Source organism: Stenotrophomonas sp. LGBM10, from assembly GCF_046736075.1.
GTDB lineage: Bacteria > Pseudomonadota > Gammaproteobacteria > Xanthomonadales > Xanthomonadaceae > Stenotrophomonas.
Map to the genome: position 1 here is coordinate 3,273,807 of NZ_CP177163.1, position 26,461 is coordinate 3,300,267.

27 protein-coding genes, 6 tRNA genes and 1 other RNA gene are annotated in these 26,461 nt (G+C 68.2%); 20 read left to right on the forward strand and 14 right to left on the reverse strand.

The window, feature by feature from the left end:
- Positions 1-195 precede the first annotated feature (195 nt).
- The 6 genes from ACLB90_RS14170 (at position 196) to ACLB90_RS14195 (ending at position 3,137) form a co-directional block, all read left to right on the forward strand.
- Positions 196-468, forward strand: a complete 273-nt coding sequence (locus tag ACLB90_RS14170) for an HU family DNA-binding protein (RefSeq protein ID WP_017356992.1) — start codon at positions 196-198, stop codon at positions 466-468.
- An 11-nt stretch (positions 469-479) separates the two neighbouring features.
- Positions 480-554: transfer RNA gene (locus ACLB90_RS14175), tRNA-Val, on the forward strand.
- 29 nt (positions 555-583) lie between these two features.
- A tRNA-Asp gene (locus tag ACLB90_RS14180) sits at positions 584-660 on the forward strand.
- A gap of 82 nt (positions 661-742) precedes the next feature.
- Positions 743-819 (forward strand) — tRNA-Asp (locus ACLB90_RS14185).
- A gap of 90 nt (positions 820-909) precedes the next feature.
- Positions 910-986 (forward strand) — tRNA-Asp (locus ACLB90_RS14190).
- A 177-nt stretch (positions 987-1,163) separates the two neighbouring features.
- The gene (locus tag ACLB90_RS14195) at positions 1,164-3,137 is read left to right on the forward strand and encodes a peptidyl-prolyl cis-trans isomerase (RefSeq protein ID WP_411850067.1); all 1,974 of its coding nucleotides are present in this window, start codon (positions 1,164-1,166) and stop codon (positions 3,135-3,137) included.
- A gap of 573 nt (positions 3,138-3,710) precedes the next feature.
- Here ACLB90_RS14195 and ACLB90_RS14200 read toward each other — a convergent pair.
- Both ACLB90_RS14200 and gloB read right to left on the reverse strand, forming a co-directional pair.
- Positions 3,711-4,928 (reverse strand): transglycosylase SLT domain-containing protein, encoded by a 1,218-nt coding sequence (locus ACLB90_RS14200; RefSeq protein ID WP_411850068.1) that lies wholly within the window; start codon positions 4,926-4,928, stop codon positions 3,711-3,713.
- Entirely contained in the window at positions 4,925-5,692 is a 768-nt protein-coding gene (gene gloB / locus ACLB90_RS14205) for a hydroxyacylglutathione hydrolase (protein ID WP_411850069.1), read from the reverse strand. The genes ACLB90_RS14200 and gloB overlap by 4 nt, the downstream gene beginning before the upstream one ends.
- An 11-nt stretch (positions 5,693-5,703) precedes the next feature.
- Between gloB and ACLB90_RS14210 the strand changes: the two genes are divergently transcribed.
- Genes ACLB90_RS14210 through dnaQ form a run of 3 tightly spaced genes read left to right on the forward strand, consistent with a single transcriptional unit; the run spans position 5,704 to position 7,548 of the window.
- The gene (locus ACLB90_RS14210; protein ID WP_411850070.1) at positions 5,704-6,348 is read left to right on the forward strand and encodes a class I SAM-dependent methyltransferase; all 645 of its coding nucleotides are present in this window, start codon (positions 5,704-5,706) and stop codon (positions 6,346-6,348) included.
- Positions 6,349-6,359: 11 nt separating this feature from the next.
- The gene (gene rnhA / locus ACLB90_RS14215) at positions 6,360-6,812 is read left to right on the forward strand and encodes a ribonuclease HI (RefSeq protein WP_411850071.1); all 453 of its coding nucleotides are present in this window, start codon (positions 6,360-6,362) and stop codon (positions 6,810-6,812) included.
- 4 nt (positions 6,813-6,816) lie between these two features.
- Entirely contained in the window at positions 6,817-7,548 is a 732-nt protein-coding gene (dnaQ, locus tag ACLB90_RS14220) for a DNA polymerase III subunit epsilon (protein WP_411850072.1), read from the forward strand.
- Between the two features lie 48 nt (positions 7,549-7,596).
- Here dnaQ and ACLB90_RS14225 read toward each other — a convergent pair whose 3' ends face one another.
- Entirely contained in the window at positions 7,597-8,301 is a 705-nt protein-coding gene (locus tag ACLB90_RS14225; protein ID WP_411850073.1) for a PP2C family protein-serine/threonine phosphatase, read from the reverse strand.
- A 167-nt stretch (positions 8,302-8,468) separates the two neighbouring features.
- Between ACLB90_RS14225 and ACLB90_RS14230 the strand changes: the two genes are divergently transcribed.
- Together ACLB90_RS14230 and ACLB90_RS14235 are read left to right on the forward strand one after the other, a co-directional pair.
- Positions 8,469-8,559 (forward strand) — tRNA-Ser (locus ACLB90_RS14230).
- 209 nt (positions 8,560-8,768) lie between these two features.
- Entirely contained in the window at positions 8,769-9,173 is a 405-nt protein-coding gene (locus ACLB90_RS14235) for a DUF6165 family protein (protein ID WP_411850074.1), read from the forward strand.
- A gap of 29 nt (positions 9,174-9,202) precedes the next feature.
- Here the strand turns inward: ACLB90_RS14235 and ACLB90_RS14240 are convergent, their stop codons facing one another.
- The gene (locus ACLB90_RS14240) at positions 9,203-10,243 is read right to left on the reverse strand and encodes a glycosyltransferase family 9 protein (protein WP_411850075.1); all 1,041 of its coding nucleotides are present in this window, start codon (positions 10,241-10,243) and stop codon (positions 9,203-9,205) included.
- Between the two features lie 21 nt (positions 10,244-10,264).
- Here ACLB90_RS14240 and ACLB90_RS14245 point away from each other — a divergent pair, with 21 nt between their 5' ends.
- From ACLB90_RS14245 to ACLB90_RS14255, 3 genes are read left to right on the forward strand one after another with little or no spacing between them, the layout of a single operon-like run.
- Positions 10,265-11,014 carry a 3-deoxy-D-manno-octulosonic acid kinase gene (locus ACLB90_RS14245; RefSeq protein ID WP_411850076.1) on the forward strand — a complete coding sequence of 250 codons (750 nt, stop codon included), beginning with the start codon at positions 10,265-10,267 and terminating at the stop codon, positions 11,012-11,014.
- A complete protein-coding gene (locus ACLB90_RS14250) occupies positions 11,014-11,778 on the forward strand; it encodes an MBL fold metallo-hydrolase (protein WP_411850077.1) in 765 nt (254 codons plus the stop codon). The genes ACLB90_RS14245 and ACLB90_RS14250 overlap by 1 nt, the downstream gene beginning before the upstream one ends.
- On the forward strand, positions 11,775-12,191 hold the full coding sequence (locus ACLB90_RS14255; protein WP_411852764.1) for a DUF4440 domain-containing protein: 417 nt from the start codon (positions 11,775-11,777) through the stop codon (positions 12,189-12,191). The genes ACLB90_RS14250 and ACLB90_RS14255 overlap by 4 nt, the downstream gene beginning before the upstream one ends.
- Here ACLB90_RS14255 and ffs read toward each other — a convergent pair.
- Positions 12,178-12,274: signal recognition particle sRNA small type (gene ffs / locus ACLB90_RS14260), an RNA gene on the reverse strand. The two genes, ACLB90_RS14255 and ffs, sit on opposite strands and share 14 nt — an antisense overlap.
- 275 nt (positions 12,275-12,549) lie before the next feature.
- Here ffs and ACLB90_RS14265 point away from each other — a divergent pair.
- Complete coding sequence (locus ACLB90_RS14265) at positions 12,550-12,867, forward strand: DMT family transporter (RefSeq protein ID WP_411850078.1); 318 nt, start codon at positions 12,550-12,552, stop codon at positions 12,865-12,867.
- 65 nt (positions 12,868-12,932) lie between these two features.
- Here the strand turns inward: ACLB90_RS14265 and ACLB90_RS14270 are convergent, their stop codons facing one another.
- The 4 genes from ACLB90_RS14270 to ACLB90_RS14285 form a co-directional block, all read right to left on the reverse strand.
- A complete protein-coding gene (locus ACLB90_RS14270; protein ID WP_411850079.1) occupies positions 12,933-13,448 on the reverse strand; it encodes a hypothetical protein in 516 nt (171 codons plus the stop codon).
- Positions 13,449-13,542: 94 nt separating this feature from the next.
- Positions 13,543-14,418, reverse strand: coding sequence for a DNA methylase (locus ACLB90_RS14275; protein WP_411852765.1), 876 nt, complete (start codon positions 14,416-14,418; stop codon positions 13,543-13,545).
- 2 nt (positions 14,419-14,420) lie between these two features.
- Positions 14,421-15,725, reverse strand: coding sequence for a DNA methyltransferase (locus tag ACLB90_RS14280; RefSeq protein WP_411850080.1), 1,305 nt, complete (start codon positions 15,723-15,725; stop codon positions 14,421-14,423).
- A 146-nt stretch (positions 15,726-15,871) separates the two neighbouring features.
- Positions 15,872-15,964: transfer RNA gene (locus ACLB90_RS14285), tRNA-Ser, on the reverse strand.
- A 136-nt stretch (positions 15,965-16,100) separates the two neighbouring features.
- Between ACLB90_RS14285 and dnaX the strand changes: the two genes are divergently transcribed.
- The 4 genes from dnaX to ACLB90_RS14305 all read left to right on the forward strand — a co-directional run bounded on the left by dnaX (position 16,101) and on the right by ACLB90_RS14305 (position 19,483).
- Positions 16,101-18,035, forward strand: coding sequence for a DNA polymerase III subunit gamma/tau (dnaX, locus tag ACLB90_RS14290; RefSeq protein ID WP_411850081.1), 1,935 nt, complete (start codon positions 16,101-16,103; stop codon positions 18,033-18,035).
- 6 nt (positions 18,036-18,041) lie between these two features.
- Entirely contained in the window at positions 18,042-18,362 is a 321-nt protein-coding gene (locus tag ACLB90_RS14295) for a YbaB/EbfC family nucleoid-associated protein (RefSeq protein ID WP_411850082.1), read from the forward strand.
- Between the two features lie 97 nt (positions 18,363-18,459).
- Complete coding sequence (gene recR / locus ACLB90_RS14300) at positions 18,460-19,059, forward strand: recombination mediator RecR (RefSeq protein WP_411850083.1); 600 nt, start codon at positions 18,460-18,462, stop codon at positions 19,057-19,059.
- 73 nt (positions 19,060-19,132) lie between these two features.
- Positions 19,133-19,483, forward strand: a complete 351-nt coding sequence (locus ACLB90_RS14305; protein WP_411850084.1) for a histidine triad nucleotide-binding protein — start codon at positions 19,133-19,135, stop codon at positions 19,481-19,483.
- A 42-nt stretch (positions 19,484-19,525) separates the two neighbouring features.
- Here ACLB90_RS14305 and ACLB90_RS14310 read toward each other — a convergent pair whose 3' ends face one another.
- From ACLB90_RS14310 to ACLB90_RS14325, 4 genes are read right to left on the reverse strand one after another with little or no spacing between them, the layout of a single operon-like run.
- On the reverse strand, positions 19,526-20,050 hold the full coding sequence (locus tag ACLB90_RS14310; RefSeq protein ID WP_411850085.1) for a Slp family lipoprotein: 525 nt from the start codon (positions 20,048-20,050) through the stop codon (positions 19,526-19,528).
- Entirely contained in the window at positions 20,047-21,999 is a 1,953-nt protein-coding gene (locus ACLB90_RS14315) for a DUF3488 and DUF4129 domain-containing transglutaminase family protein (RefSeq protein ID WP_411850086.1), read from the reverse strand. Before ACLB90_RS14315 ends, ACLB90_RS14310 begins: the two co-directional genes overlap by 4 nt.
- A complete protein-coding gene (locus ACLB90_RS14320; RefSeq protein WP_411852766.1) occupies positions 21,992-22,930 on the reverse strand; it encodes a DUF58 domain-containing protein in 939 nt (312 codons plus the stop codon). The genes ACLB90_RS14315 and ACLB90_RS14320 overlap by 8 nt, the downstream gene beginning before the upstream one ends.
- A gap of 37 nt (positions 22,931-22,967) precedes the next feature.
- Positions 22,968-23,921 (reverse strand): AAA family ATPase, encoded by a 954-nt coding sequence (locus tag ACLB90_RS14325; protein ID WP_411850087.1) that lies wholly within the window; start codon positions 23,919-23,921, stop codon positions 22,968-22,970.
- Positions 23,922-23,961: 40 nt separating this feature from the next.
- On the opposite strand from ACLB90_RS14325, the gene ACLB90_RS14330 reads away from it, so the two are divergent.
- Positions 23,962-25,833: an ArnT family glycosyltransferase gene (locus ACLB90_RS14330; RefSeq protein ID WP_411850088.1), complete on the forward strand. Its 1,872-nt coding sequence runs from the start codon at positions 23,962-23,964 to the stop codon at positions 25,831-25,833.
- On the opposite strand, the gene ACLB90_RS14335 is transcribed toward ACLB90_RS14330, so the two are convergent.
- Positions 25,818-26,390: a Maf family protein gene (locus tag ACLB90_RS14335; protein WP_411850089.1), complete on the reverse strand. Its 573-nt coding sequence runs from the start codon at positions 26,388-26,390 to the stop codon at positions 25,818-25,820. The two genes, ACLB90_RS14330 and ACLB90_RS14335, sit on opposite strands and share 16 nt — an antisense overlap.
- Positions 26,391-26,461 lie beyond the last annotated feature (71 nt).

Below are 26,461 nucleotides of genomic sequence, written 5' to 3' on the forward strand. Positions count from 1 at the left end.
GGAAATCGCCGAAACCCGCGTCGTTATTGGCTTTTCAGCTTGCGTGGGTAGGGGGCGACTGGTATAAAAGCACCACTCGCGAGTCAGCAAAAAACTGAATTCGGCGAACTGAGAACTTCACGGTATCCGGCTGCACTGCTGGTCGGATGCTTTACTGTCGAATACGCGGAATCCCCGCCAAAGGAGCTGTAGAGAATGAACAAGACCGAATTGATCGACGCCGTTGCTGAAGCCGCCGACCTGACCAAGGCCGAGTCCAGCCGCGCCGTCGATGCCGTCATCGCTTCCGTCACCAAGGCCCTGAAGGGCGGTGAAGCGGTGACGCTGGTTGGCTTCGGCACGTTCCAGGTCCGCGCGCGCGCTGCCCGTACCGGCCGCAACCCGAAGACCGGCGACACCATCAAGATCGCTGCTTCGAAGAATCCGTCGTTCAAGGCTGGCAAAGCCCTGAAGGATGCCGTAAACTAAGCGGCTTGCTGGGGTGCTTAGCTCAGCGGTAGAGCGTCTCCTTTACACGGAGAGGGTCGGGGGTTCGAAACCCTCAGCACCCACCAAGCACTGCCAGTAACACAGGTTTGAAAGTGGAGCGGTAGTTCAGCTGGTTAGAATGCTGGCCTGTCACGCCGGAGGTCGCGGGTTCGAGTCCCGTCCGCTCCGCCACTACACCGGGCCCCTGAGCAATCGGGGGCCTTGTTTTCTGCAACGATGCGAGTCGCTGCGGTAAACAGAAGAGTCAAAGCGCGGAGCGGTAGTTCAGCTGGTTAGAATGCTGGCCTGTCACGCCGGAGGTCGCGGGTTCGAGTCCCGTCCGCTCCGCCAGTTTCAAATAAATCCTCGAAAAGTAGTAAATCGGGGTAGGTTTTTCAGAATATCTTCGGATATAATGAGCGCCTGCAAAGTTTCAAGCGCGGAGCGGTAGTTCAGCTGGTTAGAATGCTGGCCTGTCACGCCGGAGGTCGCGGGTTCGAGTCCCGTCCGCTCCGCCAATTCTTGAAGGCCCCTGGTGCAAACCAGGGGCTTTTCTTTTGCGCGTTCGCCGGCCCCCGGGGTGATCCCGCCCTGCGCAGCCGCCAGGCGGCGCCGCATGCCGCCGCGCCGCTTTTGGAGCCGCGCCCGAAGCGGGTTACACTGCCCGGCTCGCCAATCAGGCCTTGATTCTTCCCATGCTGCAGAAACTTCGCGACAAGACCTCAGGCTGGATCGTCACCGTGATCCTGGGGCTGCTGATGATTCCGTTCCTGTTCGTGATCGACAACAGCTACCTCGGTGGCGTCGGTGCGCAGAACGTGGCCAAGGTGGCGGCTCCGCCGACCTGGTGGAAGTCGGCGCCGTCATGGTGGCCGATGTCGTTCCTGTGGCAGCACCACGAGATCAGCTCGCAGGACTTCCGCGTGCGTTTCGAACAGGCCCGCCAGCAGGCGCGCCAGGAGCAGGGCGAGAACTTCGACCCGCGTGAGTTCGAAAGCACCGAGAACAAGCTGGCCGTGCTGGACCAGATGATCGACGAGCAGGTTGTGCGCCTGGCCGGCGAGCAGTCCGGCATCGTGATCGGCGACAAGGCCGTGCGCGACTACATCGTCTCGATCCCGGGGTTCATCGGGCCGGACGGCAAGTTCAACAACGACCAGTACCGCATCGCGCTGGCCAGCAGCAACCCGCCGCGTACCCCGACGCAGTTCGAAGCGCTGGTGCGCGAGAGCATCCAGCAGTCGGTCGTGCCCTCGGCGCTGCAGCTGTCCGGCTTCACCACCCAGGCCGAAGCCGAGCGTCTGATGAAGCTGCTGGGCGAAACGCGTGACGTGGAAATCGCCGCGCTGCCGGAAACGCCGGCCGATACCGCCGAGGTCACCGACGCGCAGATCAAGCAGTGGTACGACGCCCATCTGAAGGACTTCCGCCAGCCGGAGACGGTGACGCTGGAGTACGTCGAGATCAACGGCGCGACCCTGCCGGCTGCCGCGCCGGCCGACGAAGCCGCGCTGCGCAAGCGCTATGAAGACGAGAAGGCACGTTTCGCCACGCCCGAACAGCGTCTGGCCTCGCACATCCTGATCGCCGCCGATGGCAGCGATCCGGCCAAGCTGAAGGCCGCCGAGGAAAAGGCGACGCGCATTGCCGCCGAAGCCAAGGCGCCGGGCGCCGATTTCGCCGCACTGGCCAAGGCCAACTCGGAAGATCCGGGTTCCAAGGACACGGGTGGCGATCTGGGCTGGGTCGAACGCGGTGCGATGGTGAAGCCGTTCGAAGACGCGCTGTTCGCCATGAAGGCCGGTGAAGTGACCGGCCCGGTCAAGACCGACTTCGGCTACCACGTGCTGCAGCTGCGCGAACTCAAGGGCGGCCAGGGCCGTGCGTTTGAAGAGGTGCGCGACCAGCTGGCCGCCGAGCAGCTCAAGGCCGACAACGACCGCGCGTTCACCGAACTCAGCGGCCGTCTGGTCGATCTGGTGTACAAGAACCCGACCTCGCTGGACGGCGCGGCCAAGGAGCTCGGCCTGCCGGTGCAGACCCTGGGGCCGTTCAACCGCGCCACCGCCAGCGGCATCGCCACCAATCCGGCCGTGCTGCGCGCGGCGTTCTCCGACGTCCTGACCCAGGACGGCACGGTCAGCGACCCGATCGAGCTGGAGCCGAACCACAGCGTCATGATCCGCGTCACCGAGCACAGCGCCGAGCAGGCCCTGCCGCTGGACAAGGCGCGCGAGCAGGTGATCGCCGCGATCCATGCCGACCGTACCCGCCAGGCGTCGGAGAAGGCGGTGGATGCTCTGCTGGCCAAGCTCAAGGCCGGCCAGACCCTGCAGACCCTGCAGGCCAGCGAGAAGCTGCAGATCAGCCCGCTGCCGGGCCTGCCGCGCACGCAGCCGGTCCCGACCCCGGAAATCAACCGCGCGGTGTTCTCCGCGGCGCAGCCGGCCGACGGCAAGCCGAGCTACGGCAAGGTTGAGGTGCAGGGTCGTTACCTGGTGTTCGCGGTGAACAAGGTCACCCCGGGCAACGTGGCCGAAGTGACCCCGCAGCAACAGCAGCAGCTCAAGGAGCAGCTGAGCCAGATCGACGGCATGGCGGCGGCCAAGGCCTACATCCAGGCCATGCGCAAGCACTACAAGGTGCAGACCGAAGAAGCGAACCTGTAACCGACCCCGGTTCCAGGGACAGCAGAAAGCCCGGCATTGCCGGGCTTTCTGCGTTTTGTGTGGGGTGAAGGGTGGCTGGGGCAGAAACGGTGCTCCTCCCGTCCGTGTGGCACCCACCCATCGTGCGCGGAACCAGGCGCGGCGGCGGGGTTGGTCGGGCGCTGGGCCGCGATGCCCTTGTCGGCGAATGTCCCCCGGCGTCGGCCTGCGGCCGCCACCTCCTCCTTTACTTCGCCCACAAGGGCATCGCGGCCCACGTGTCGAGACGGTTGGCGCTTCAAAGCACTGCTTTCCTGCGCGCGCACCGCAAGCCGAGCGTCGTCGCGGTGCGCAGGCCCCAGGGCAACGTAAAGGAGGAGGGGACGACCGCAGGCCGGCGCCGGGGGACAGTTGCCCAGGGGCCTGCGGGCCGCGACGGGGCCCTTCACGCTCGCGGGAGACTTGATCGGAAACACCGCAGTGCGTATCTGTCCGGGCTCTTGAAATGAGCCGATCCACCTTTCAAAGGAAAAAAGACCCAAAAAAAAGCCCGGCATCGCCGGGCCTTTGACGCGTGTTGACCGGGACCCTGGCTCAGTCTTCGACCCGCAGCACCGCGCCGGGCTTGAGCACGCTGCTGCCGGACAACCCGTTGAGCGACAGCAGGGCCTTGAGCGGCATGCCGTAGCGGCGCGCGATGGTCCAGGCCGACTCGCCGTCGCGCACAGTGTGGCGGCGGCTGCGCGGGCGATCGGCGCTGGCCACCGTGCGGCTGGCGGCCGGGGCCGGCGCATTGCGCGGGCTGGTGGCTTCCGCCGGGGCGGAGGAAGGCGCGCTGGCCACGCTGGCGACACTGACGCTGGCATCCACCGGCGCGTGCGTGGTCGGGGCCAGCAGGGTCACCTGGCCGGAGGGGCGGCCCTTGCCGCTGGCCAAGGCCGGGTTGAGGCGGGCGATGCGGGCCGGGTCCAGCGAGCGCTGGGCAGCCCATTGCTGCACGCTGGTGCCGGCTGGCAGGGTGTGGCCCTTGAGCACCGGCACGGTGCGGTCCAGCGAGGCCATCACCGCCGGCTCGGTCTCGGCATCTTCAAGCACGCAGGCCAGCGCGTGCAGCTTCTCGACGTAGGCGTACGTGATCGGCGACAGGCCCGGCAGCTCGGCGGGGCGCGCGTTCTGCGCGTTCATGCCGGCTTTGCGCAGCGACTGCAGCACCCGGTACTCGCCGGCGTTGTAGGCCATCGTGGCCAGGCGCCAGTCGCCGCCGAACATGCCGTGCAGGGTCTTGAGGTAACGCACCGCCGCCTGGGTCGAATCCACCGCGGACAGGCGGCCGTCGTAGCCCGGCGTCATCTGCACGCGATGGTTCTTGGCGGTGGTGGCGATGAACTGCCACAGGCCGGTCGGGCCGCTGCCGTTGCGGGCGTTGGGGCGGTAGCCGCTTTCCACGAACGGGATCAGCGCGAATTCGGTCGGCAGATCGGCCTTGCGCAGCTCTTCGACCACATAGCCGAACAGCACCAGGGCGTCATCGTCCTGGTTGGCAAGGCGGGAAGGCGCGTGGGCAAACTGCTTCTGCCAGCGGGGGCTGGTGGCCTCGGTATTGCAGGTCGGCTCGGCCAGGCCCTCACGGAAACTGGCGAAGATCTCCTGGCCATTGCGTACCGACGGCGGCGGCAGGGCGGACGGGTCCAGCGGCAGCGAGGACAGGCCCGCGACGTTCTGCGACATTCCGGCGGTCAACGACTGGGCGCCCGCGCTGCCGGCCACGGCGATGGCCAGGCCGAGCGCGAGCGGCAACAATCGCCGACTCACGTACTGAATCCGTCTTTCCAGCGCCGCAGACCGGCGACCACGTCGACTTCATCGGTGACGGGACGACCCAGGTGGGCACTGACGGCCTGCTGGATCACGGGGGCGCGGGTACGCAGGAACGGGTTGCATTGCAGTTCGCTTGCCAGGGTTACCGGCAGCGTGGGGCGGTCATCGCGGCGCATGGCCAAAGCCTCCTCATGGCGCTGCGACAACGCAGCGTTGGTGGGGTCGACATGCCGCGCGAAGACGGCATTTGACACGGTGTACTCGTGGGCGCAACAGACCAGCAGTTGCGACGGCAGGGACGCCAGCTTGTGCAGCGATGCCAGAAGCTGGGACGGCGTACCTTCGAACATGCGCCCACAGCCCAGGCTGAACAGCGCATCGCCACTGAAAAGATGTTCAGCGGTGTGAAACGCGACATGGCTCCGGGTGTGCCCGGGCACGGATACTACGTGCAACCCCAGCCCCAATGCCTGAATGCATTCACCTTCGGCCACCCGATGGGCGGGCAGGGCGATCCGCGGTTCGACCGGTGCATACACCGCCACCCCCGGAAAACGGGCCTGCAGCTCGGCCACGCCGCCGATGTGATCGTCGTGGTGGTGGGTGAGCAGAATGGCCTCTGGACGCCAGTCCTGCTGCGCTGCGGCAGCCAGCACGGGCGCCGCCTGGCCGGGGTCGATGATCAACGCACGGCCGTCGTCGGCGACCAGCGTCCAGATGTAATTGTCCGCGAACGCGGGCAGGGCGGTCAGTCGCATAGAATTGGACCATGCCCGCCGCGCCGCGCCCCCGTCAAGCGACAGTCGCATCCTGGTTTGATACTGAACCGGCGCATGCGTTGCGCCGCCTGGAGTTCGAGCGCCTGCAACCGCTGCTGTCCGCGCACCCGGTGACGCCGTGGCTGTGGATCGCCCCGACCCCGGCGTGGCTGGAGCAGGCGACGCTGCCCGGGCGCGGCCTGCGCCTGTACCGGCAGGCCGATGGCTATGCCGGCGAGGCGCGTTGCAGCCTGCCGCTGCCGCTGCCGGACGAAAGCGTCAATGCCATCGTCCTGCAGCACGTTACCGCCCGTGACGCCGAGCGGTTGATCGACGAATGCACGCGCGTGCTGATGCCCGGCGGCCGCCTGTGGCTGTCCACGCTCAACCCGTTCAGCCCGTGGCGCAGCCAATGGCGCCGGCACGGCCTGGTGGTGCGCTCGCCACAGCGCCTGCGGCACACCCTGGCCCAGGCGGGGCTCACCTGCGAGGAGCTGCACTACCTCGGCCCGATGTGGCGCGACCGCGCGCCCGACCGTGGCAGCCTGGCGCCGCTGCGCGCGGCCTGCCTGTTCACCGCTGAAAAACGCACCCTGGCCCTGCCGGGGCCAACGCCACTGCCGGTACGCCGTTGGCACGGCACCGTGGCGACCTGATCTGGACTGCAATGAAAACAATTGAAATACACACCGACGGCTCCTGCCTTGGCAACCCCGGCCCCGGCGGCTGGGCGGCGCTGCTGCGCTACAACGCGCACGAGCGCGAGCTGAGCGGCGGTGAAGCGCACACCACCAACAACCGGATGGAGCTGATGGCGGCCATTTCCGGGTTGGAGGCGCTGACCGAGCCATGCAACATCGTGCTGTTCACCGATTCCCAGTATGTGCGCCAGGGGCTGACCCAGTGGATGCCGGGCTGGATCCGCAAGAACTGGAAGACCGCCGGCGGCGACCCGGTCAAGAACCGCGAACTGTGGGAGCGCCTGCATGCCGCCACGCTGCGCCACACCATCGACTGGCGCTGGGTGAAGGGGCATTCCGGTGACCCGGACAACGAGCGTGTGGACCAGCTCGCCCGCGACGCCGCCATCCGGATCCGTGCGGCAGGACCGGTACACTGAGCCCATGCGTCAGATCATCCTAGATACCGAAACCACCGGCCTGGAGTGGAAGAAGGGCAACCGCGTCGTCGAAATCGGCTGCGTGGAGTACCTCGAGCGCCGGCCCAGCGGCAACCACTTCCATCGCTACCTCAAGCCGGACTGCGAGTTCGAACCCGGCGCGCAGGAAGTCACCGGCCTGACCCTGGAGTTCCTCGCCGACAAACCCACGTTCGCCGAGATTGCCGAGGAATTCCTGGCCTTCATCGACGGCGCCGAGCTGATCATCCACAACGCGTCGTTCGATCTGGGCTTCCTGGACAACGAGCTGTCGCTGCTGGGCGATCAGTACGGCCGGATCACTGATCGCTGCCCGGTCATCGATACGCTGAAGATGGCCCGCGAACGCTTCCCGGGCCAGCGCAACTCGCTGGATGCGCTGTGCAAGCGGCTGGGCGTGGACAACGCGCATCGCCAGTTGCACGGCGGCCTGCTCGATGCCCAGATCCTGGGCGATGTGTACATCGCGCTGACCTCGGGCCAGGAGGAAATCGGCTTCGGGTCGGCTGACGATGGCCGGCCGGGCACGGCCCACGCCCAGGCCTTCGACACCTCGCGCCTGCTGCCGCGCCCGCGCGTGGTGGCCACCGCCTCTGAGCTGGAGGCCCATGAGGCGCGCTTGGCCAAGCTGCGCAAGAAGGCCGGTCGCGCCATCTGGGACGGCGAGCCGGAGATCGCCGAAGCCGCCAGCGCCTGAGCGCAGCGCAGCCGACCAGCGGTCGGCTCTACCGGTGCGGTTGCCGCGTCAGTGGCAGCGCACCAGGATCACGGTGATGTTGTCCGAGCCGCCGCCATCCAGTGCGGCGGCCACCAGGGTATCCACGCATTCCTGCGCGCTGGCGTCGTCGAAGGCGAGGGTGCGGGCGATCCCCTGGTCCTCCACTTCTTCGGTGAGGCCGTCGCTGCACAGCAGCAGCTGCATGCCGGGGCGCAGTTCGCCGGTGGTGGTGGCCACGTTCAAGTGCGCCGGGTCGGTCACCCCCAGCGCCTGGGTCACCACGTTGCGGTGCGGGTGCGCGCGCGCCTGTTCGGCGGTCAGGTTGCCCTGGCTGACCATTTCCTGGACCACGCTATGATCCTGGCTCAGCTGGGCCAACGTGCCGTCGCGCCACAGGTAGGCCCGGCTGTCGCCGACCCACGCCACTTCGTAGCGATTGCCCTGCACGCGCGCGGCGACCACGGTGGTGCCCATCGGCAGGCTGTCGTTGCGGCGACGCGAGGTGCGGATGATTTCCTCATCGGCTACACGGATCGCCTGGGCGAGGGTGGCGCCGCGACGGATCTCGCGCACGATGGTCTCGCGGGCCAGGGCGCTGGCGACCTCGCCGCAGGCATGGCCGCCCATGCCGTCGGCCACCAGCCACAGGGCCAGCTCCCCGTCGCCGTAGTAGGTGTCCTCGTTGAGGTCACGGCGCAGGCCGGGGTGGGTGAGGTGTCCGAATTCGATCATGGCGGGGCGATGGCCGGGGATTGTTGCGGGGATGAACGGCATGATCGCGGCCCGCCGGACATCCGGCAAGGCATCCATACAGAAGAAATTCACTTCATTGCACGCAATGACTTGTCGTCGGCGCGTCCTGCCCGTATCATTCGCTCCCCGGTTCGCCGGGACCATCTGGAGAGGTGGCAGAGCGGTTGAATGTACCTGACTCGAAATCAGGCAGGCGTTTATAGCGCCTCGGGGGTTCGAATCCCCCCCTCTCCGCCAGATCAATGAAGAAGCCGCCCACTGGGCGGCTTTTTTATTGGTCTGACGGGGAGACGGGTTGATCGCACACCCGCTGGGGTTCGACGGATTCGCCTGGAGCGCATTGCGGGCAGAGCCGACCGTTGGTCGGCTGCTCTCCGGTCCGGCGGCGGGCACCCCGCACGGCGCGGTCCGTTAAACTGGCCGCCTCACGTAACGGATGCCCCACCATGACCGCTGAAATCCTCGTTCCCGTGTCCTTCGGCGAGCTGCTCGACAAGATCTCGATCCTGCAGATCAAGTCCGAGCGCATCAGCGATCCGGCCAAGCTGGCCAATATCCACGCCGAGTTGAGCGCGCTGGAACAGACCTGGATGGCGCATCCGGCCGCGGTCAAGGATGTCGCGCGCCTGCGCGCCGAGCTCAAAGCCGTCAACGAGCGCCTGTGGGATACCGAAGACGCCATCCGCCTGCAGGACAAGGCCCAGGCCTTCGACGAGCGCTTCATCGAACTGGCCCGCACGGTCTACCTGCAGAACGACGCGCGCGCCCGTATCAAGAAGGACATCAATCTCGCGCTGGGCTCGGCCTACGTCGAAGAGAAGTCGTACAAGGACTACGCCGCGGGCGTCTGAGCGGCGACGGAGCCGGGCAGCGCCCGGCCCTACCGGTCGGCGACGTACCGTTCGAAGGCCGCAATGCCGTCCTCGACGGTGATCAGCTGCATCACGTCGTCGAACTCCACCTTGGCGCCCCACTTCAGTTCACTGGCCGGCTTGCCCAGGAATCTGCGCGCGGCATCGTCGTAGCGGTCCACGCAGTAGCGGCGGTCCGAGTACGGGCCGCTGCGATGTGGATTGCTCGCCGCATGCAGACCCAGCACCTTCGCGCCCATCGCGTTGGCGATGTGCATCGGCCCCGAATCGGGGGTCATCACCAGGTTGGCGCGGGCCAGCAGCGCCGGCAGCTGCTTGAGCGTGTCCTTGCCGACCAGGTCCAGCGCCGGGGTCTGCAGCTGGGCCTGGATGGCATCGGTCATGTCCCGCTCCAGCGTGCTGCGGCCGCCGCACAGCACCACCCGCCAGCCGCGTGCGGTGGCGTGGTTGGCCACGGCGGCGTAGCGATCGGCGTACCAGTTGCGGCGCACATGGCTGGAGCAGGGCGAGATGATCAGCACCGGCCGGCCGTCGTCCTCCCACTGCGCCTGCGCCCACTCGAACGCCGCCGGCGGCACGGCCAGATCCCAGCTCACCGTGTCCTGCACCAGGCCCAGCGGCTCGCAGAAGCTGCCGATCGCGTCGAGCACGTGGATGCCGGGCCGATCAGGGATGCGTTCGTTGATGAAAAGCCCGTGAAGATCCTTGGAGCGGGCACGGTCGTAGCCGATCCGGCGCTGCGCCGGCACGAACGCCGACAGCACGTTGGCGCGGAACGCCACCTGCATCTGCAGCAGCGCCTCGAACCGGCCCGGCGGCAGGCTGGCGCGCAGCGCGCGCATCCCGGCCAGCCCGGTCTTCTTGTCGTAGGGGTGGAACACCACGCCGGGCAATCCGTCGAGCAGCTTGTGCCCGGCCTTGTCGATGATCCAGTGCAGGGTCTGGCCCGGTCGGGCGCGCTGCAGGGTGCGGACGAGGGGGACCACATGGGTCACGTCCCCGAGTGCGGACAAACGCAAAAGGCACAAGGAAGAGGACGCTGATGGCATGGTGTTGTTAGACTCGAAGGAATGGTCGCATTCGACGCCACTGAAGCGCTGACGCCCTGCCGCGATGGACGCGGGATGGGTGCCATTCTGTTCGACCGCGAGCGGCTGCGGCAAGCCGAGATGAGCCTGTTCTCGCCGGCGCACTGGGGCGAGCGTGCGCGCCCGGTGGGTGACGGGGGGCGCGGCGGCGCCTGGTTTGTCGATGCGCCGTTCGGCCACAGCGTGCTGCGCCAGTACCTGCGCGGCGGCGTGGCAGCCAAATTCAGCCGCGACCAGTACTTCTGGCGCGGGGCCAACCACACCCGCAGCTTTGCCGAATTCCGCCTGATGCGCGCGCTGCGCGCGCAGAAGCTGCCGGTGCCGCGCCCGATCGCCGCGTTCTACATGCGCGAGGGCCTGCGGTACCGCGCCGCCATCCTGATGGAACGCCTGGAGGGCGTGCGCTCGCTGGCCGACCGTGCGCTGGTGGCGGGCCGTGGCGCACCCTGGGAGGAGACCGGCCGCCTGATCGCCCGGTTCCACCGCGCCGGCCTGGACCACGCCGACCTCAATGCGCACAACATCCTGTTCGACGCCAACGGGCACGGCTGGCTGATCGATTTCGACCGCGGCGTGCAGCGTATTCCCGCTACCCGCTGGCGCGAGCGCAATCTCAAGCGGTTGCTGCGCTCGCTGATCAAGCTGCGCGGCGAACGCAGCCACGACGACGTGGAAAAAGACTATGCACGGCTGCGCCGTGCCTACGACCTGGCCTGGAACCGGGGTTACTGATGGACTGGGCGCTGCGTTTCATGGGGGTCGGCAATGCGTCGGCCGTCGAACTGGGGTCGCCGATGGCGGTGATCGAGCGTGCCGGGCGGCCGTGGCTGACCATCGACTGCGGCGGCGAAGGGCTCACCGCCTTCCAGGCCCACTACGGGCACATGCCGCAGGCGTTGTTCGTGACCCATGTGCACCTGGACCACGTGGCCGGGTTCGAACGCCTGTTCGTCGATGCATTCTTCTCGCCGCAGCGTCGTGGGCGCATCCGTCTGTACGTGCCGGCCACTGTGGTGCCGCTGCTGCACCGGCGGGTGGCCGACTACCCGAACGTGCTGGCCGAAGGCGGCGCCAACTTCTGGGACGCGTTCCAGTTGATCGTGGTCGGTGACGCCTTCTGGCATGACGGCGTGCGCATGGAGGTGTTCCCGGTGCGCCATCACTGGCCCGAGACCGCCTACGGCCTGCGCCTGAAGGGCGCGCTGACCTGGAGCGGCGACACCCGTCCGATCCCGGAAATGCTCGCGCGCTTTGCGGATGACAACGAGCTGATCGCCCACGACTGCGGCCTGCACGGCAATCCGTCGCATACCGGTGTGGATGACCTGGAGCGCGAGTACAGCCGCGAGCTGCAGGCGCGGATGATGCTGTACCACTACGCCAGCCACGCCGATGGCGAGGCCCTGCGCCAGCGCGGCCATCGCGTGGCGCTGCCCGGCGAACGCGTGGTGCTGGCCGCGCCGACCGCGGCGAACGTGGTCGCGCAGGACCCCTGAGCATGGCGGGCAGCCAGGTGCATGGCGCGCTGGCCGATCATCTGGAGGCGCTGGAACGCGCGCTGCACGATCCGGTCGTGCGTGGCGACGTTGCACGCCTGTCGGCCTTGCTGGATGACGACTTCAGCGAGATCGGCAGTTCCGGCGCGGTCTTTGGTCGCGACGCGGCGCTGGCCGAGATCCCGTGCGATCGCGCGCAGGTGTGCATCGTGTCCGAGGATTACGCGGTGGTGTTGCTGGCGCCGTCACTGGCGCAGGTGCGTTATCGCAGCGCCTATGTGATCGACGGAGCGCGCCAGCGCACGGTGCTGCGCAGTTCGCTGTGGCGGCAGTGCGGGGACGTGTGGCGGATGGTGTTCCACCAGGGCACGCCAGTGCCGGACCCCCAAAAAGGTGGCGGCCCCGCCGGCTGACCTCGGCGCCCGCGTCGATCGATACCGTTGCTGCCTTCCGGCCCTGGCGGGATTTTCGACCTAGCGTCGCGAGGGGCCGACGGGGCCACCATAGAGACGTTCCGCAGACAGGGCGATCAGGATCGGCCGCTGGTTGCTGGAGCTGCGCGACGGAACAGGTCCGGCAGTGCAGTCGCGCATTCTAGCGCATGCGCGGCACGCAGTGCCAGACTGCCGAGTCTGAATCCCGTGTAGCCCGCTGCCCGGCAGACCGCCCATCGGGCGGGCAGGTGGGTAAAATACGCTGCACAGGAGGAACGACCTCCCCCGCATCGGGCATTACTGACCAGGACGGCCTGGCCCCATCAAGGAGGGCCGCATGGCCTGGATCTATCTGTTGGCAGCCGGTGTACTGGAAATTGTCTGGGCGTTCGCGATGAAGCAGTCCGACGGTTTCAGCAAGCTCACTCCCTCGATCATCACCCTGGTCACCATGACTGCCAGTTTCTGGCTGTTGTCGCTGGCCATGCGCACCTTGCCGCTGGGTACCGCCTATACGATCTGGACCGGCATCGGCGCGGTCGGCGCGTTCGTGGTCGGCATCGTCTTCCTCGGCGAGCAGGTCAGCGCGATGCGGATCGGCGCGGCAGTGCTGATCGTCAGCGGGCTGGTGCTGATGAAGGTCTCGAGCGGCTGAGCCGTCAGCGGCCCGGGCCGTGGCCGTCGGTCACGCCCCGGGTCACGGTGACGCCCAGGGCGGGTTCACCCGGCGGTCCAGCGGCCGCCGCCCTGGGTGCAACTGTCCGGCAGTCCGGCCAGGTCGTCAGCAGCGCGCTCGTAGTAGTAGCCATCGAAGGCAAGGCCGAACAGCCCCGTGCAGCTGCCCTGCGACGGCGACGGGCAGGCATCCATGTAGCTGACCTGGCCGGCCTTGCCGCCCATCTGCGCAGAGGTGGACGCCAACCCTTCGCAGATCTTCTTCAGCTCTGCCTCGCTCGAGGCGCCGCTGGACTGCACGCAGTCGCGGGAGCGGATGGTCTTGCCGAACAGCGTGAACTCACCGGCAATCATGCAGGCCCGGGGCGGCTGCGCCTGGCCTGGGGTGGTGTGGGTCACCGCTGCGTTGGGCGCCGGTGTGGCATCGGCCTGCGGAGTGCTGGCCTCCGGCGCTGGCGCTCCCGACGCAACCGGCGCGTCGGGGGCTGCCGGTTGCGTGCAGGCGGCCATGCCGACCGCGCAGGCCAGTACGAGGGCATACCGCGGAATCATCCGTGTCATCGCGCATTCCTTGCAGTTGACTGAGCGGCTGATCCTGCCACAGGGAAGGGGCGACGCACCATTGCCCCACTTGGGGGGCATCCCCGCAGCCGGGCTAGTGTGCAGTGGCTCCAATGTAGGCAAGGAAGCGCAGTGCCGCGTCCTTGCCTTCAAACGAGGCCTCAACGCGGTCACCGTTGGAGTAACGCACGAGGATCTCGTACTTGCGGAACGCGCCTTCGTCGACCTTGCTCTGGTCATGCTCGGCAACGAACTGCGTTGCCGCATCCACGCCGGCGAACTCCCTTTCGGCACCGTGCAGTGGCATGACCATGACCTTGGATACGCCCCTGTCGATGGCCTTCTTCAGGTTGTCGAAGAATCCCTCCAGCTGCGTTTTATTGCTCCCGGTCAGGTGCGCTTTGAACGAGGCTCTCTTTTCGGGCGTGAGCGCTTCGATCTGTTCCACGGCATGTGCGAATTGCTGATCCGGCGTGTCCTCATCGAATCGTGCGTCAATGCCAACGGAGGCGAATGCCTCAACAATCGAGTCATAGGGCATCAGGATGGTCTCGAAGCCACAGCTGCGCATCTGCGCCAGCGACTCCTTGGTAAACACGCCCGCGAGAATGACGCCAAGGAAGGGCTTGTCCCAGTGGTGCTTTTCGGCGATCGGCATGACCGCACCCTGGATCTCCTGGGCTTTTGCGCGGGAGTGTTTCGTGTAGCGGCGCCAGGCCGCTTCAATGAAGGCGACGGGACGCCCAAGGACGTCATCGGTTCCGCCCGACTCGATGACGAAATCAAGGTCGTGGACGTTCTCGTAGCGGTCCTGCCAGCTGACCTTCGAACCCGAGCGCGCGGTGCGCTTGCCCTTCTTGTCCAGGTACAGTCCGCGCGTATCGCAGTACGTCTGGAGCTGCGGCAGGATGATCTCCTCCAGGAGGTCGCCGATGATCTGTCCAAAGCGGTGTGATGGAGATTTCGCCACAGTCAACCCTCAATCCATAGATGGCCTTCGTGCAAAGGCACGGTGTGTTTCCGGTTCTTCCACTTCGTGTTGCGGTCGCGCAGCTTTTCGAACGAGTACGAGGTGAAGCCTGCGGCTACCGCGAGGCGACCCAGCCATTCGTCGACAGGCACATAGACGCCGTAAGGCGCGGAGTCGCCGACCACAAAGCACATCCGCGCGCCGTCGCGGCAGGCGCGGCGAAGCATGGTGAACGTGGCCGCCATGTCGTAGAAATACGCCGCCACCATGATGTGGTAGGCCTTCTTGCCGCCTTTGCTGAGCCTGACCGTGGCGAGCTCGTTGCAGACCTCGCTTATCTCGCTGTGAATGGCTGACAGGCTGGGATGTGCAAGCACGCTGGCCAGATCGACGCGGTCAGCCGCGGCGTGCTGGGAGCACGAACGGACGATGTGCTGACGAACGGCACCCTGCAGGTCGCCCCAGCCCTTGATCTCCCCCCAGAACATCATTTCCAGGCGGGTGGCATCCGCATAGTCGTAGTTGTTTGCATAGGGCGGGGAGGTCAGGACGAGATCGACGGAGCCGGGCTCGATCGGGATCTGCCCGTTGCGCGAATCGTGCGCGAACACACGGGCAGAGCCGCTCCATCCCTGTTCCTGGGCCGCGCGCATGTCCGCCGCCATCTGCTGCACCTTGGCATCGAATGCCACCCGTGGCTCCAGCACCTTGGCCTTCGACTTGTTGGGCAGGATGTACTGCCATTGCGCCGTACCCACGCCGCTGCAGACGCGAAGGATGCCCGTGATGGCCAGCCATACCAGACGTGCCGCCGCAGGATCGAGCGTGGCCGCCGCCGTGGTGTACCCGTTGCGCAGGGCATAGAGCTGGGCAAGCACGTCAACGGCGTAGCACTTCTGCAGCAGATCGGGCGCACTCTGCGCCTCGGCGATCAGCGTTTCCCACGCGTCGAGATGCTTCTTTACCGTCTCGGCGGCGTCCAGGAACGCATCGCTGTCGCTGGGCCAGGACAGCTTGGCCTCGGCAATGCGATTCACGAACGGATGGCTCTCGAACCCGAACGCGGCCGCGCCGCAGCGCTCGGCCGCGACAAGCGTGGTGCCGGATCCTGCAAAGGGGTCAAGCACCGTGCACTGCTTGCCGCCGTGGGCATCGATGACGCTTTCCGCCCATTCAGCCGAGAAGCCCGCCGAATAACGGAACCAGCGGTGGACCGGCAGTCGCATGTTGTCGGTGAACGTTCCTGACCGGGCGGTCTGCAGCGGCTTCGCCTTCGGCCTGGCGGTAGGGGGGGGGGCGAACAGCAAGTGAGGCCTCACGTGTATGCGATGGGGGGATGGTAACGTCGAGACGACTGACGCCGCCAAAGAATCGCGCAACGGCGTCGCGGCGGCTGAGATCGAACGGTCGAAAAGCAGAAAGGCCGCCCGAAGGCGGCCTTTCTACGTTTGTCTGGCGGAGAGAGGGGGATTCGAACCCCCGAAGCGCGGTTTAGACGCTTACACACTTTCCAGGCGTGCTCCTTCAACCACTCGGACACCTCTCCGGACCTGCGGCAACAACCCGCTGCAGGGGCGCAAATTCTAGCGGGGGAATCCCGATCGCACAAGCGGCACGACGCAGGGGGCAGGGGGGCTGGACAGGCGTGGCACAATGGACGTCCCGATGAAGACGGTGGCCTGATGTCCTATCTCGTCCTTGCCCGCAAGTGGCGTCCGAAGCGTTTTGCCGAGCTGGTGGGCCAGGAACACGTGGTCCGCGCGCTCAGCAATGCGCTGGACAGCGGCCGTGTGCACCATGCGTTTCTGTTTACCGGCACCCGCGGGGTGGGCAAGACCACCATCGCGCGTATTTTCGCCAAGTCGCTGAACTGCGAGCAGGGCACCAGCGCCGACCCGTGCGGCCAGTGCCCGGCCTGCCTGGACATCGATTCGGGTCGCTACATCGACCTGCTGGAGATCGATGCGGCGTCCAATACCGGTGTCGATGACGTCCGCGAGGTGATCGAGAACGCCCAGTACATGCCCTCGCGTGGCAAGTACAAGGTCTACCTGATCGACGAAGTGCACATGCTGTCCAAGGCCGCGTTCAACGCGCTGCTGAAGACGCTGGAAGAGCCGCCGGAGCACGTGAAGTTCCTGCTGGCCACCACCGATCCGCAGAAGCTGCCGGTGACGGTGCTGTCGCGCTGCCTGCAGTTCAACCTCAAGCGGCTCGACGAGGACCAGATCCAGGGGCAGATGACCCGGATTCTGGCCGCTGAAGAGATCGAATCGGACCCGAGCGCGATCGTCCAGCTGGCCAAGGCCGCCGATGGCAGCCTGCGCGACGGCCTGTCGCTGCTGGACCAGGCCATCGCCTACGCCGGCGGCGCGCTGCGCGAGGACGTGGTGCGCACGATGCTGGGCACGGTCGACCGTACCCAGGTGGCCGCCATGCTCGATGCGCTGGCCGACGGCGACGGCCCCCGGCTGTTGCAGGTGGTGGCCCTGCTGGCGGAATTCTCGCCGGACTGGGGTGGCGTGCTGGAAGCGCTGGCCGAAGGCCTGCACCGCATCCAGGTGCAGCAGCTGGTCCCGGGCGCACCGGCGGCGGGCGAGGGCATCGATGCGGTGGCCTTCGCCGAGCGCCTGCGGCCGGAAGTGGTGCAGCTCTGGTATCAGATGGCGCTGAACGGGCGCCGCGATCTGTATCTGGCGCCCAGTCCGCGCGCCGGGTTTGAAATGGCCGTGCTGCGCATGCTGGCATTCCGCCCGGCGGCTGCCGTGCCGCCGGTGCCGCGTGATCCCGGCACCGGCACCGACGTGGGCAGCAGGGAGGGCAGCGGCAGCGGCCACGGTGTTGGTTCGGTCGCTGCGGCAGCCGCCGCGCCGGCACCCGCGCCGGTAGCCGCCGCGCCTGCCGCACCGAAGGCCGCTCCCGCCGTGGAGCCGCCGGCACCGGCACCGGCCCCCGCGCCTGCCCCGCCCAAGCCCGCAGCACCGGCCGTGGTCGCCGATCCGGACGACCTGCCGCCGTGGCACCAGGACGGCGCCGCCGACGACCGCGACGAAGCCCTGGCTGCGGAAATGGCCACGCCCGATGCGGCGATGGTCGCGCCGTGGGAAGCGCCGCCTGAACGACCGGCACCGCCGGCCCCCGCACCGCAGCGCCCGCAGGGGATTGCGATTGCCCCAACCGTGGCCGACGCTCCGGTGGCCGCCGCCGCCCCGGGTGCCCCGATCACCCTGGCCAGCGCCGAGGCCTGGCTGGAACTGGTGGCCCAGAGCCAGCTCAATGGGCCGTCGCGGCAGCTCGCGGCGCATGCGGCGTTCATCGGCTATCAACGCGGCGTCTTGAAACTGGCGGTATCGCCCGGATTTGAGTATCTGTGTTCGGACCGCTCGCTGGCGGCGCTGACCGACGCCCTGACCGGTCCGCTGGGTCAGGCGCCGAAGATCGTCATCGAAGCCGGTGGCGCGGAGGCCGAAACGCTGCACCAGCGTTCGGACCGCCAGCGCGGCGAACGACAACAGGCGGCCGAAGCCGTTTTCATGGCCGATCCGGACGTGCAGTTGCTGGTCCAGCAACACGGCGCCCGGGTCGTGACCGATTCCATCCGACCCTTTGATGAGTAACGAACCATGCGTGGCAATATCGCCCAACTGATGCAGCAGGCCCAGAAAATGCAGGAAAACCTGCAGAAGGCCCAGGAAGACCTCGCCAAGCTGGAAGTGACCGGCAGTGCCGGCGGCGGCATGGTCAGCGTGACCCTGACCGGTGCCAAGGAGTGCCGCAAGGTGCGCATCGACCCGGCTGTGCTGGCCGATCCGGAAATGGCCGAAGACCTGATCGCGGCGGCCTTCAACGATGCCTCCAACAAGATCGACGCCGAATCCAAGAACCGCATGGGCTCGGCCACGGCCGGCATGCAGCTGCCCCCGGGCATGAAGCTGCCGTTCTGATTCCGGCGCCGGCGCCGGCCCTGCCTGGCGTCCCGCGTTGCCTGCGCCGCGAAGCCCCCGGGCTTCGCGCGTTCGTTTCTGAAGTGAGTGCGCCGCCATGAGCCTGCCCCTGCTCGAACAACTGATCGAGGCCTTCCGGGTGCTGCCCGGCGTGGGCCAGAAGACTGCACAGCGCATGGCCTACCACGTGCTGGAGCGGGAACGTGATGGCGGGCAGCGCCTGTCGGAGGTGTTGGCGCAGGCGATCGAGCGGATCGGGCATTGCGTGCAATGCCGCGATTTCAGTGAAAGCGAGCTCTGCACGGTCTGCGCCAATGGCAGCCGCGAGCGCCAGCAGCTGTGCGCGGTGGAGTCGCCGGCCGACCGCCTGGCGATCGAACACGCCACCGGCTTCCGCGGCGTGTACTTCGTGCTGCAGGGCCGGTTGTCGCCCCTGGATGGCATCGGCCCGCGCGAGCTCGGGCTGGACCAGCTCGACGCGCGCCTGAAGCAGGGCGAGGTGCAGGAGCTGATCATCGCCACCAGCGCCACGGTGGAGGGCGAGGCCACGGCCCACTATCTGGCGCAGCTGGCGCGCACGCACAAGGTGCGGCCCAGCCGCCTGGCCCAAGGGCTGCCGTTGGGCGGTGAACTGGAGTACGTGGACCGCGGCACGCTGTCGCACGCCTTCGGCACGCGCACCGACATCCAGGAATGAGGTCGCGCGGCAAGGGTCGAATCCGGCGGCGCATCCGCGCTACTCTCCAGGGCCCTGTTCGTTACGGTGCCCCATGAGCAACGACACCCTGTTCGGCAAGATCATCCGCCGCGAGATTCCCGCCACCATCGTCTATGAAGACGACGAGGTGCTGGCCTTCAAGGACATCGCACCGCAGGCGCCGGTGCACGTGCTGTTCATTCCGAAGAACGAGGCGATTCCGACGCTGGACGATGTGCAGCCGTCGCAGGCGCACCTGATCGGCAAGCTGGCGCTGGCCGCCGCCGAATACGCGCGCCGCGAAGGGTTCGCCGAGAACGGCTACCGCATCGTCATGAACTGCCGGGGCGATGCCGGGCAGACCGTGTACCACATCCACCTGCATCTGCTCGCCGGCGCGCCGCTGGGGCATTTCGGGGCATGAAAAAACGCCACCCTGGGGTGGCGTTTTTTTTACTGCGTTCTCTTACCACCAGCCCCAGCCGCGGTAGCCCCAGCCTGGGCCCCATGCCGGGCCCCACGGGCCGTAGGGATAGGCCGGCACGACGTCGACCTGGCGCTGTTCCGGCCACAGGTAGATCACGTCCGCGTTGATCTTCGGCAGGCGGTAGTCGTACTCGCCGATGCGGGTGTTCTGGTAGCCGTCGATCTTGCCGATGAAGGTCACGTCGCGGCCCGGCTCGAACACGGCCGGATCGTAGAAACCGGCGCGGCAGGCGATGAAGCGGCCGTCGCTGGCATCGGAGGAGGTGGTGCTCGGGCGGCCGCTGCCGTTGAGCGGGCGCGAGATCATCTGGAAGCAGGTCTCACCCTGGCCCGGCGTGGTTTCGATGATGCGCCCGCCCCAGCGGACGGGCGTGCCGACCTGCTGGGTAGCCACCGAGTCGCGCGGGGTGACGACGCTGAACTGTCCCTGCAGCGGTTTGGGTGCGGTTGCACAGGCGGCCAGTGCCAGAGAGGCGGCCAGGGGAAGCAGCAGTTGGATCTTCATGAGGATGCTCCGGGGTTCGGGCGATGCCTGCGCAGGTCGCGCAATAATGAAGCGAGGTCGACGTCTGCGCCAGCGTACCGCGCATGAACGAAACGGATGCTGAGTGCCAGAAGGGCGGGGTCGGGCCGTTGTGCGTCGACACGCCGCGCCCAGTCGCCGGCGGGTTCGGCGGGGGCACGGGCCAGACCGTACCGCGCGTAGCGCCGGTTCAACCGGTGCCAGGCGCGCAGCAGCGGATCGCGCTCCCGCTCCCCGCGTGCCAACAGCCACGCCATCCACCCTAGCGCGGCCAGTGCGAAGACCATGAAAACAGCGATCAGCTGTGACGGTTCCAGCCGGTCGATGCCCAGCGGCCGCAGCAGCTGCTGCTGCCGGTTGGCATCGAAGGACAGCACCATGTCGTTCCAGCCGCGGCGCAGCCAATCGCTGAGCTGGCTGGCCTGCAGCCAGCGCGACTGCATGCCGCTGCCCGCGCGGGCACCCAGGCGGTCTTCCAGCGTGTCGTACACGCGCTCAGGCGCCACGGCGGCCGTCGGGTCCACCCGGACCCAGCCGCGCCCGTCCAGCCACACTTCGGTCCAGGCATGGGCATCCATCCGCCGCACTACCCAGTAGTTGCCATAGGGGTTGCGCACGCCACCGGCGAAACCGGTGACCACCCGTGCGGGAATCCCGGCGTTGCGCATCAGCACCACGAACGCGCCGCTGAAGTGTTCACAGAAGCCGGCCTGGTGGTCGAACAGGAACTCATCCACGCCGTTGCGCCCGGGCAGCGGCGTGTCCAGGGTGTAGGCGAAGCGCTGGCCGATCCAGTCCAGGGCGCGCTGCACGATCGCCGCATCGTTCTGGCCGGCATCGCGGCGCCACGCCTGGGCCAGCGCCGCCGTGCGCGGGTTGAAGCCGGCCGGCAGGGCCAGCGCGAGCTGGCGCTGGTAAGGCGTCAGCGGCTGGGTATAGGCGGTGGCCGGGGAGGACTGCAGCCGCCAGCGGGTCAGCGCGGCCAGGGGCGCCCGGCTGCGCAGGCTGTGGTCGGCGCTGAGCTCGCTGCCGGGCGGTGCCGCCAGCGGCAGGTCCAGCGCCACCAGCTGGCGGCGGTCGGTGGGTTCGTAGTCGATCTGGTAGTCCCAGCGCGTGGCCGCGTGGACCACCTGCGGCGGCGGCCGCCGGTCGATGCTGCGATCCTGTTCCCAGCGGCGGCCATCGAACCGGGTCATCACCGGGCCGCGCCAGTAGCGTTGCTCCGGCGCCGGCACGGCACCGAAGAACTGCACGCGCAGGGCCGGGGTGTCATCGGCCATCAGGTCCACCCAGGTGCCCGGTTCCATGCTGTCGGACAATCCGGGCTTGGCCACCGCACGCTCGGGGATGCCCCACAGCGGCTCGCTCAGGCGCGGGAACAGCCAGAACGCGGCCAGCGCCAGCGGCAGCCCCAGCGCCACCAGCCGGGCGATGCCGCGTGCCTGCCCGCGCGCGGCGGGCGGCGTGGCCTGGCCTTCCACATGCGCCAGCCGCTGCAGCGTGAGCAGGGCGGTCAACGCGGCCAGCACCGCCAGCGCAAGCGTCAGCGGCCCTTGGTCGAGCAGGAACGCGGCGAACGGGGCGAACAAGGCAAAGCCGAGCAGGCTGCGGGCGTCGCGCAGGGAGCGCAGCTCGCTGGGTTTGATCGCCAGCATCGCCGCCAGCAGCGCGCAGCCGGTGTCGCGGCCGGGCCGGGCACCCATCTGCCAGTAGATCGCGCCGAGCATGCCCAGCACCAGCAGCACGCGCAGCGGCGCGGGCAGCACCCGGCCACGCGAGGTCAGTGCCGTGCCGATCGCGACAGCGGCCACCACGGCGGCCAGCGCGTTGGGCAGTTGCAGCAGCAGCGGCAGCAGGCCGAGGGCGGCGCTCGCCAGGCTCCAGTCGCGCGCGCTGCGTGGCAGGTCGGGGGACAGCACGGGATCAGCCATGCGGCAGCACCGCCAGCGCGCGCTGGCACAGGTGGTGGTGGGCGTTGCCGCTGCCCGGGCCCAGCACCGGTTGCCCGGGCAGGCTCAGCGTGTAGCGGCGCCCTTCGCGTTCGGCCAGGTCGACCCAGCGCGCCAGCCGCGCGATCCGTGCTTCGGTCGGCAGCGGCGCCAGGTGCCGCCAGTCCAGCTGGACGTCCAGCCCGACCGGGCGCTCGTACTCGCGTACCAGCAGCGTGTCGCGGCGGGCCGAGTGCTTCCAGGCGATGCTGCGCGGCGGGTCGCCGGCGCGGTAGGGGCGCAGTTGATGCAGTTCCTCGCCACTGGGATGCACGCGCGTGTGGAGCGGGTCGCCGCCGCCGTCGGGCAGTGCCGGTGCCTGGGTTTCGGGCGCCGCGTAGACCAGCAGCGGCGTGTCCGGCCACACCCAGGTCCAGGCGCGCACCAGGCCCAGCGGCTGGGTCGTGGAGAGCCGGATGCGGTCCAGGTCCAGCCAGCCGCGCTGCGTGGTGGGCACATCCAGGTCGGCTTCGGTCTGGTCATCCTGTGCCAGATGCGCGAAGGCGAGGGCGTCCTGGTGCTCGATGCGCAGCCCACGCCGGGCGCGGGCATCGCGACGCGACAGGCTGATGCGCAGGCGCAGCGGGTGGCCGGCGGTCACCGGTTCGGCCGACACCGCGTCCACCTGCACGCCCGACAGCTGCAGGTGCGCGCTGATCGCGCTGGCGATGCCGGTCGTGCTCAACAGCAGGGCCAGCAGCAGCGCGGGGTTGTTGTTGTAGTTCAGCGCACCCAGCAGCATCGCGCACACCAGCACGGCCACGAACAGGCCGAAGCGCGTCGGCAGCACGTAGATGCGGCGACGGTCTATGCGTCGTGGCAATGATTCGGGCTGGCGCGGGCGCGTGTAATGCCGGCCGCTGGCCGGCAACATCCTCTCCTTCAAGCGGTCTCCCCAGCCGCTGTGCATCTCAGTCGACCTGGACGGTCTGCAGGATCGCGCGCGCCAGCGCCGGTCCCGTGGAGGCCTCGGCCTCGGGTACCAGGCGGTGCCCTGCCACGGCGACGAACAGGGTCTGCACGTCTTCGGGCACCACATGCGCGCGCCCCAGCAGCAGCGCATGCGCCTTGGCCGCACGCAGCAGGGCCAGCCCGGCGCGCGGCGACAGGCCCACGCGCACGCCGGCATGCTGCCGGCTGCGGGTCAGCAGCGCCTGCACGTACCCGATCAGCGCGTCGCTGGCGTGCACCTGGCCTACCGCCTCGCGCAGCGTGCGCACGTCGGCTTCGCTCAGCTGGGCGGTCGCCCGGGCGATCAGGTGGCGGCGGTCGGTGCCGCGCAGCAGTTCGCGCTCCGATTCCGGATTGGGATAGCCCAGTGCCAGGCGCAGCAGGAAGCGGTCCAGCTGCGAGTCCGGCAACGGGAACGTGCCCGACAGATCCACCGGATTCTGGGTGGCGATGACGAAGAACGGATCAGGCAGCGGATGGGTGGTGCCATCCAGCGTGACCTGCTGCTCGGCCATCGCTTCAAGCAGCGCGCTCTGCGTACGGGGTGGCGCGCGGTTGATCTCGTCGGCCAGCAGTACATGCGTGAAGACCGGGCCGGGATGGAACTGGAACTGACGGCTGCCGGCGTCATAAACCGAGACGCCGAGCACATCTGCGGGCAGGAGGTCCGAGGTGAACTGCACCCGCTGGAAGCCCAGTCCCAGGCTGGATGCCAGTGCGTGGGCGAGGGTGGTCTTGCCCAGGCCGGGCAGGTCTTCGATCAACAGGTGGCCACCGGACAGCAGTGCCACGAATGCCAGCCGCACCTCGTGCTGCTTGCCCAGCAGCAGGGCGTTGACCTGGTCCTGGGCGCTGCGCAGGGACTGCCGCAGCACATCGGTTAGCATGGCTGGCACGTGGGGCGAGTTGTCCATGTCCGTCTCGTGTCGATGATTCCACTGATTCTATAGAGCAATGCAAGGCGAACAACGCGCACGCACAATTTTCCTGTTGCTATGGACGCTGGTCACCGCCGTCAAACTGGTGGTGGCCGCGCGCCTTCCCCTGTTCGTGGACGAAGCGTTCTACTGGCAGGAAGGGCAGCACCTGGCGGCGGCCTATTCGGACCTGCCCGGGCTGACGGCGTGGCTGTCGCGGCTGGGCGTGGAGATAGGTGGTCCGCATGTGCTGGCACAGCGCCTGCCGTTCCTGGCGATCGGTGCATGGCTGCCGTGGGCGGTGTCGCGCATCGCCACGCGCTGGTTCGGTGCGGTGGCGGGCTGGCAGGCGGGCAGCCTCACCCTGTTGATGCCGCTGTCGGCCACGCTGGGCATGCTGGCGGTACCGGATGTGCCGATGGCGCTGGCCGCGGTGCTGTGCCTGGATGCCGGCGCACGGCTGCTGCGCCAGGTCGATGCAGCGGCGGCGGTGAAGCTGGCGCTGGGCCTGATGATCGGCGCGCTCAGCCACTACCGTTTCATCGGTGTGATCGTGGTCGGGTTCATCGCGTTGCTGCTGATTCCGCAGGGCCGCCGCATGCTGCGCGATCCGCGCGTGTGGGTGGCGCTGGCGGTTGGCGTGCTGGCGTGGTTGCCGCTGCTGGCGTGGAATGCCGACAACCATGAGGCCGGGCTGAAATTCCAGGTCGTCGAACGCCACCCGTGGGCCTTCCAGTGGAGCGGCCTGTGGTTCCTGGTGATCCAGCCGATGCTGGTTACGCCGATCCTGTGCGTGGCGATGTGGAAGGTGGCCCTGGCCGGTACCCGCGCCGGCGGTGGCGCGCGCGCGCAATGGCGCTACTTCGGCCTGATCGGTGCGGTGTCGACGGTGGCGATCTTCGTGCTCGGCTTCTTCACCGATGTGGAGCGCATCAGTTTCCACTGGCCGCTGCCGGGCTACCTGGCGCTGCTGATCGCGGTGCCGGTGGTTTTCAACGGCTGGCCGCGCTGGCTGCGGCGCACCGGCTGGTGGATGGCCGGTGCCGGCCTGGCGCTGGCGTTCTCCTATTACCTGATGGCGTCCACCCCGGCGCTGCGCGAGCAGTTGGCGGGCTACAAGTACTACCCGCGCAATTTCGCCGGCTGGCAGCCGTTGGCCAATGCCGTGCGCGACGAACTGGCGACGATGCCCCCCGGCACGCGGGTGCTGGCCGGCAACTTCAAGGTCGGCGCGGAGCTGGGCTTCCAGCTGCGCGACCCGTCGATCGAGGTGCTGCAGCATCCCTTGAACGACAAGCACGGGCGCAGCGCGCAGCTCGGCCTGTGGGGGCTCCTGCACGATGGGCAGCGGGATGCGCCGATGCTGCTGGTGCTGTCGCCCAGCGACCAGCGCTACCGCGACCTGCTGGAGCGTTACCACGATGTCTGCCGCCAGGTGGGCCCGCTGCCGCCACCGCGGGTGGTGAGCAACGATCATGGTTTCCAGCGTTTCCTGTTGTTCAAGCTGCCGGCCGAACGCGCCGCCGGGCCCTGCGTGACGCCGGCGATGGCCTGGATCGATACGCCGGTGGCCGATGCCACGGTGGACGGCATGCTCGATGTGCGCGGCTGGGCGTTCAAGGATGGCGTCGGCCTGGCCCGGGTGGAGCTGCTGGTCGATGATCGCCCGGTGGCCGAGGCGCAGTACGGGCGGGCCTATGACGTGACCGCGTTCTGGAAGATCTCCAACGACCCGCAGCACCCCAACGTGGGCTTTGATGCCCGCATCGATACCCGCGCGCTGACGCCTGGCCGGCATTGGCTGGGCATGAACCTGTACGGGCGCGACGGCAGTGTCGAGCGCTGGCAGGACCAGGTGTTCGTGGTCCCTGCGCGCGCCGCCGCCGGCGACGCTCAGGGCAAGCGGTAACCGGCCTGGCGCAGCAGCTGCGCCACGGCGATCAGCGGCAGCCCGATCAGCGCGGTCGGGTCGCTGTTGTCGATCGCCTCGAACAGGGTGATGCCCAGGCCTTCGCACTTGAAGCTGCCGGCGCAGTCCAGCGGCTGCTCGGCGGCGATGTAGCGCGCGATCTCGTCGGCCCCCAGCGTGCGGAAGCGGACTTCGGTCAGGTCGCAGGCCTGATGGATCGCGCCATCGCGGATCAGGCAGATGGCCGTATGGAACGCCACCGACTGGCCGGACATCGCCGCCAGCTGGGCCTGCGCGGCGGCCACGGTGCCGGGCTTGCCCAGCGGGGCGCCGTTCAGCTCGGCGACCTGGTCCGACCCCAGCGTCCAGCGGCCCGGGTGTCGTGAAGCCACCTCGGCCGCCTTGGCCCGCGCCAGCCGTACCGCCAGTGCGCGCGGCGCCTCGCCGGGGGCGGGGGTCTCGTCCACGTCCGGCCGCGCGGTATCCAGTGGCACCCCGAGGCGCTCCAGCAGATCGCGGCGGTAGCGGGAAGTGGAGGCAAGCAGGAGCGGGGTCATGCGACAATACCGGGCGCGGAAGGCCGGCAGTCTGGCTGTTCCGGGGCACCAGCTGCAACCTGACTGAAACC

Excerpts from the sequence above, each read along its gene's own strand:
- ACLB90_RS14335 (WP_411850089.1), bottom strand. The coding sequence starts at position 26,390 with ATGACCCCGCTCCTGCTTGCCTCCACTTCCCGCTACCGCCGCGATCTG.
- ACLB90_RS14270 (WP_411850079.1), bottom strand. The coding sequence starts at position 13,448 with ATGACACGGATGATTCCGCGGTATGCCCTCGTACTGGCCTGCGCGGTC.
- ACLB90_RS14325 (WP_411850087.1), bottom strand. The coding sequence starts at position 23,921 with ATGGACAACTCGCCCCACGTGCCAGCCATGCTAACCGATGTGCTGCGG.
- ACLB90_RS14225 (WP_411850073.1), bottom strand. The coding sequence starts at position 8,301 with ATGATCGAATTCGGACACCTCACCCACCCCGGCCTGCGCCGTGACCTC.
- ACLB90_RS14315 (WP_411850086.1), bottom strand. The coding sequence starts at position 21,999 with ATGGCTGATCCCGTGCTGTCCCCCGACCTGCCACGCAGCGCGCGCGAC.
- ACLB90_RS14320 (WP_411852766.1), bottom strand. The coding sequence starts at position 22,930 with ATGTTGCCGGCCAGCGGCCGGCATTACACGCGCCCGCGCCAGCCCGAA.
- ACLB90_RS14235 (WP_411850074.1), top strand. The coding sequence starts at position 8,769 with ATGACCGCTGAAATCCTCGTTCCCGTGTCCTTCGGCGAGCTGCTCGAC.
- ACLB90_RS14330 (WP_411850088.1), top strand. The coding sequence starts at position 23,962 with ATGCAAGGCGAACAACGCGCACGCACAATTTTCCTGTTGCTATGGACG.
- ACLB90_RS14250 (WP_411850077.1), top strand. The coding sequence starts at position 11,014 with ATGGACTGGGCGCTGCGTTTCATGGGGGTCGGCAATGCGTCGGCCGTC.
- ACLB90_RS14240 (WP_411850075.1), bottom strand. The coding sequence starts at position 10,243 with ATGCCATCAGCGTCCTCTTCCTTGTGCCTTTTGCGTTTGTCCGCACTC.
- ACLB90_RS14310 (WP_411850085.1), bottom strand. The coding sequence starts at position 20,050 with ATGAAGATCCAACTGCTGCTTCCCCTGGCCGCCTCTCTGGCACTGGCC.
- ACLB90_RS14195 (WP_411850067.1), top strand. The coding sequence starts at position 1,164 with ATGCTGCAGAAACTTCGCGACAAGACCTCAGGCTGGATCGTCACCGTG.
- ACLB90_RS14210 (WP_411850070.1), top strand. The coding sequence starts at position 5,704 with ATGCCCGCCGCGCCGCGCCCCCGTCAAGCGACAGTCGCATCCTGGTTT.
- recR (WP_411850083.1), top strand. The coding sequence starts at position 18,460 with ATGAGCCTGCCCCTGCTCGAACAACTGATCGAGGCCTTCCGGGTGCTG.
- rnhA (WP_411850071.1), top strand. The coding sequence starts at position 6,360 with ATGAAAACAATTGAAATACACACCGACGGCTCCTGCCTTGGCAACCCC.
- gloB (WP_411850069.1), bottom strand. The coding sequence starts at position 5,692 with ATGCGACTGACCGCCCTGCCCGCGTTCGCGGACAATTACATCTGGACG.
- ACLB90_RS14295 (WP_411850082.1), top strand. The coding sequence starts at position 18,042 with ATGCGTGGCAATATCGCCCAACTGATGCAGCAGGCCCAGAAAATGCAG.
- ACLB90_RS14265 (WP_411850078.1), top strand. The coding sequence starts at position 12,550 with ATGGCCTGGATCTATCTGTTGGCAGCCGGTGTACTGGAAATTGTCTGG.
- ACLB90_RS14305 (WP_411850084.1), top strand. The coding sequence starts at position 19,133 with ATGAGCAACGACACCCTGTTCGGCAAGATCATCCGCCGCGAGATTCCC.
- ACLB90_RS14245 (WP_411850076.1), top strand. The coding sequence starts at position 10,265 with ATGGTCGCATTCGACGCCACTGAAGCGCTGACGCCCTGCCGCGATGGA.
- dnaQ (WP_411850072.1), top strand. The coding sequence starts at position 6,817 with ATGCGTCAGATCATCCTAGATACCGAAACCACCGGCCTGGAGTGGAAG.
- ACLB90_RS14170 (WP_017356992.1), top strand. The coding sequence starts at position 196 with ATGAACAAGACCGAATTGATCGACGCCGTTGCTGAAGCCGCCGACCTG.
- dnaX (WP_411850081.1), top strand. The coding sequence starts at position 16,101 with ATGTCCTATCTCGTCCTTGCCCGCAAGTGGCGTCCGAAGCGTTTTGCC.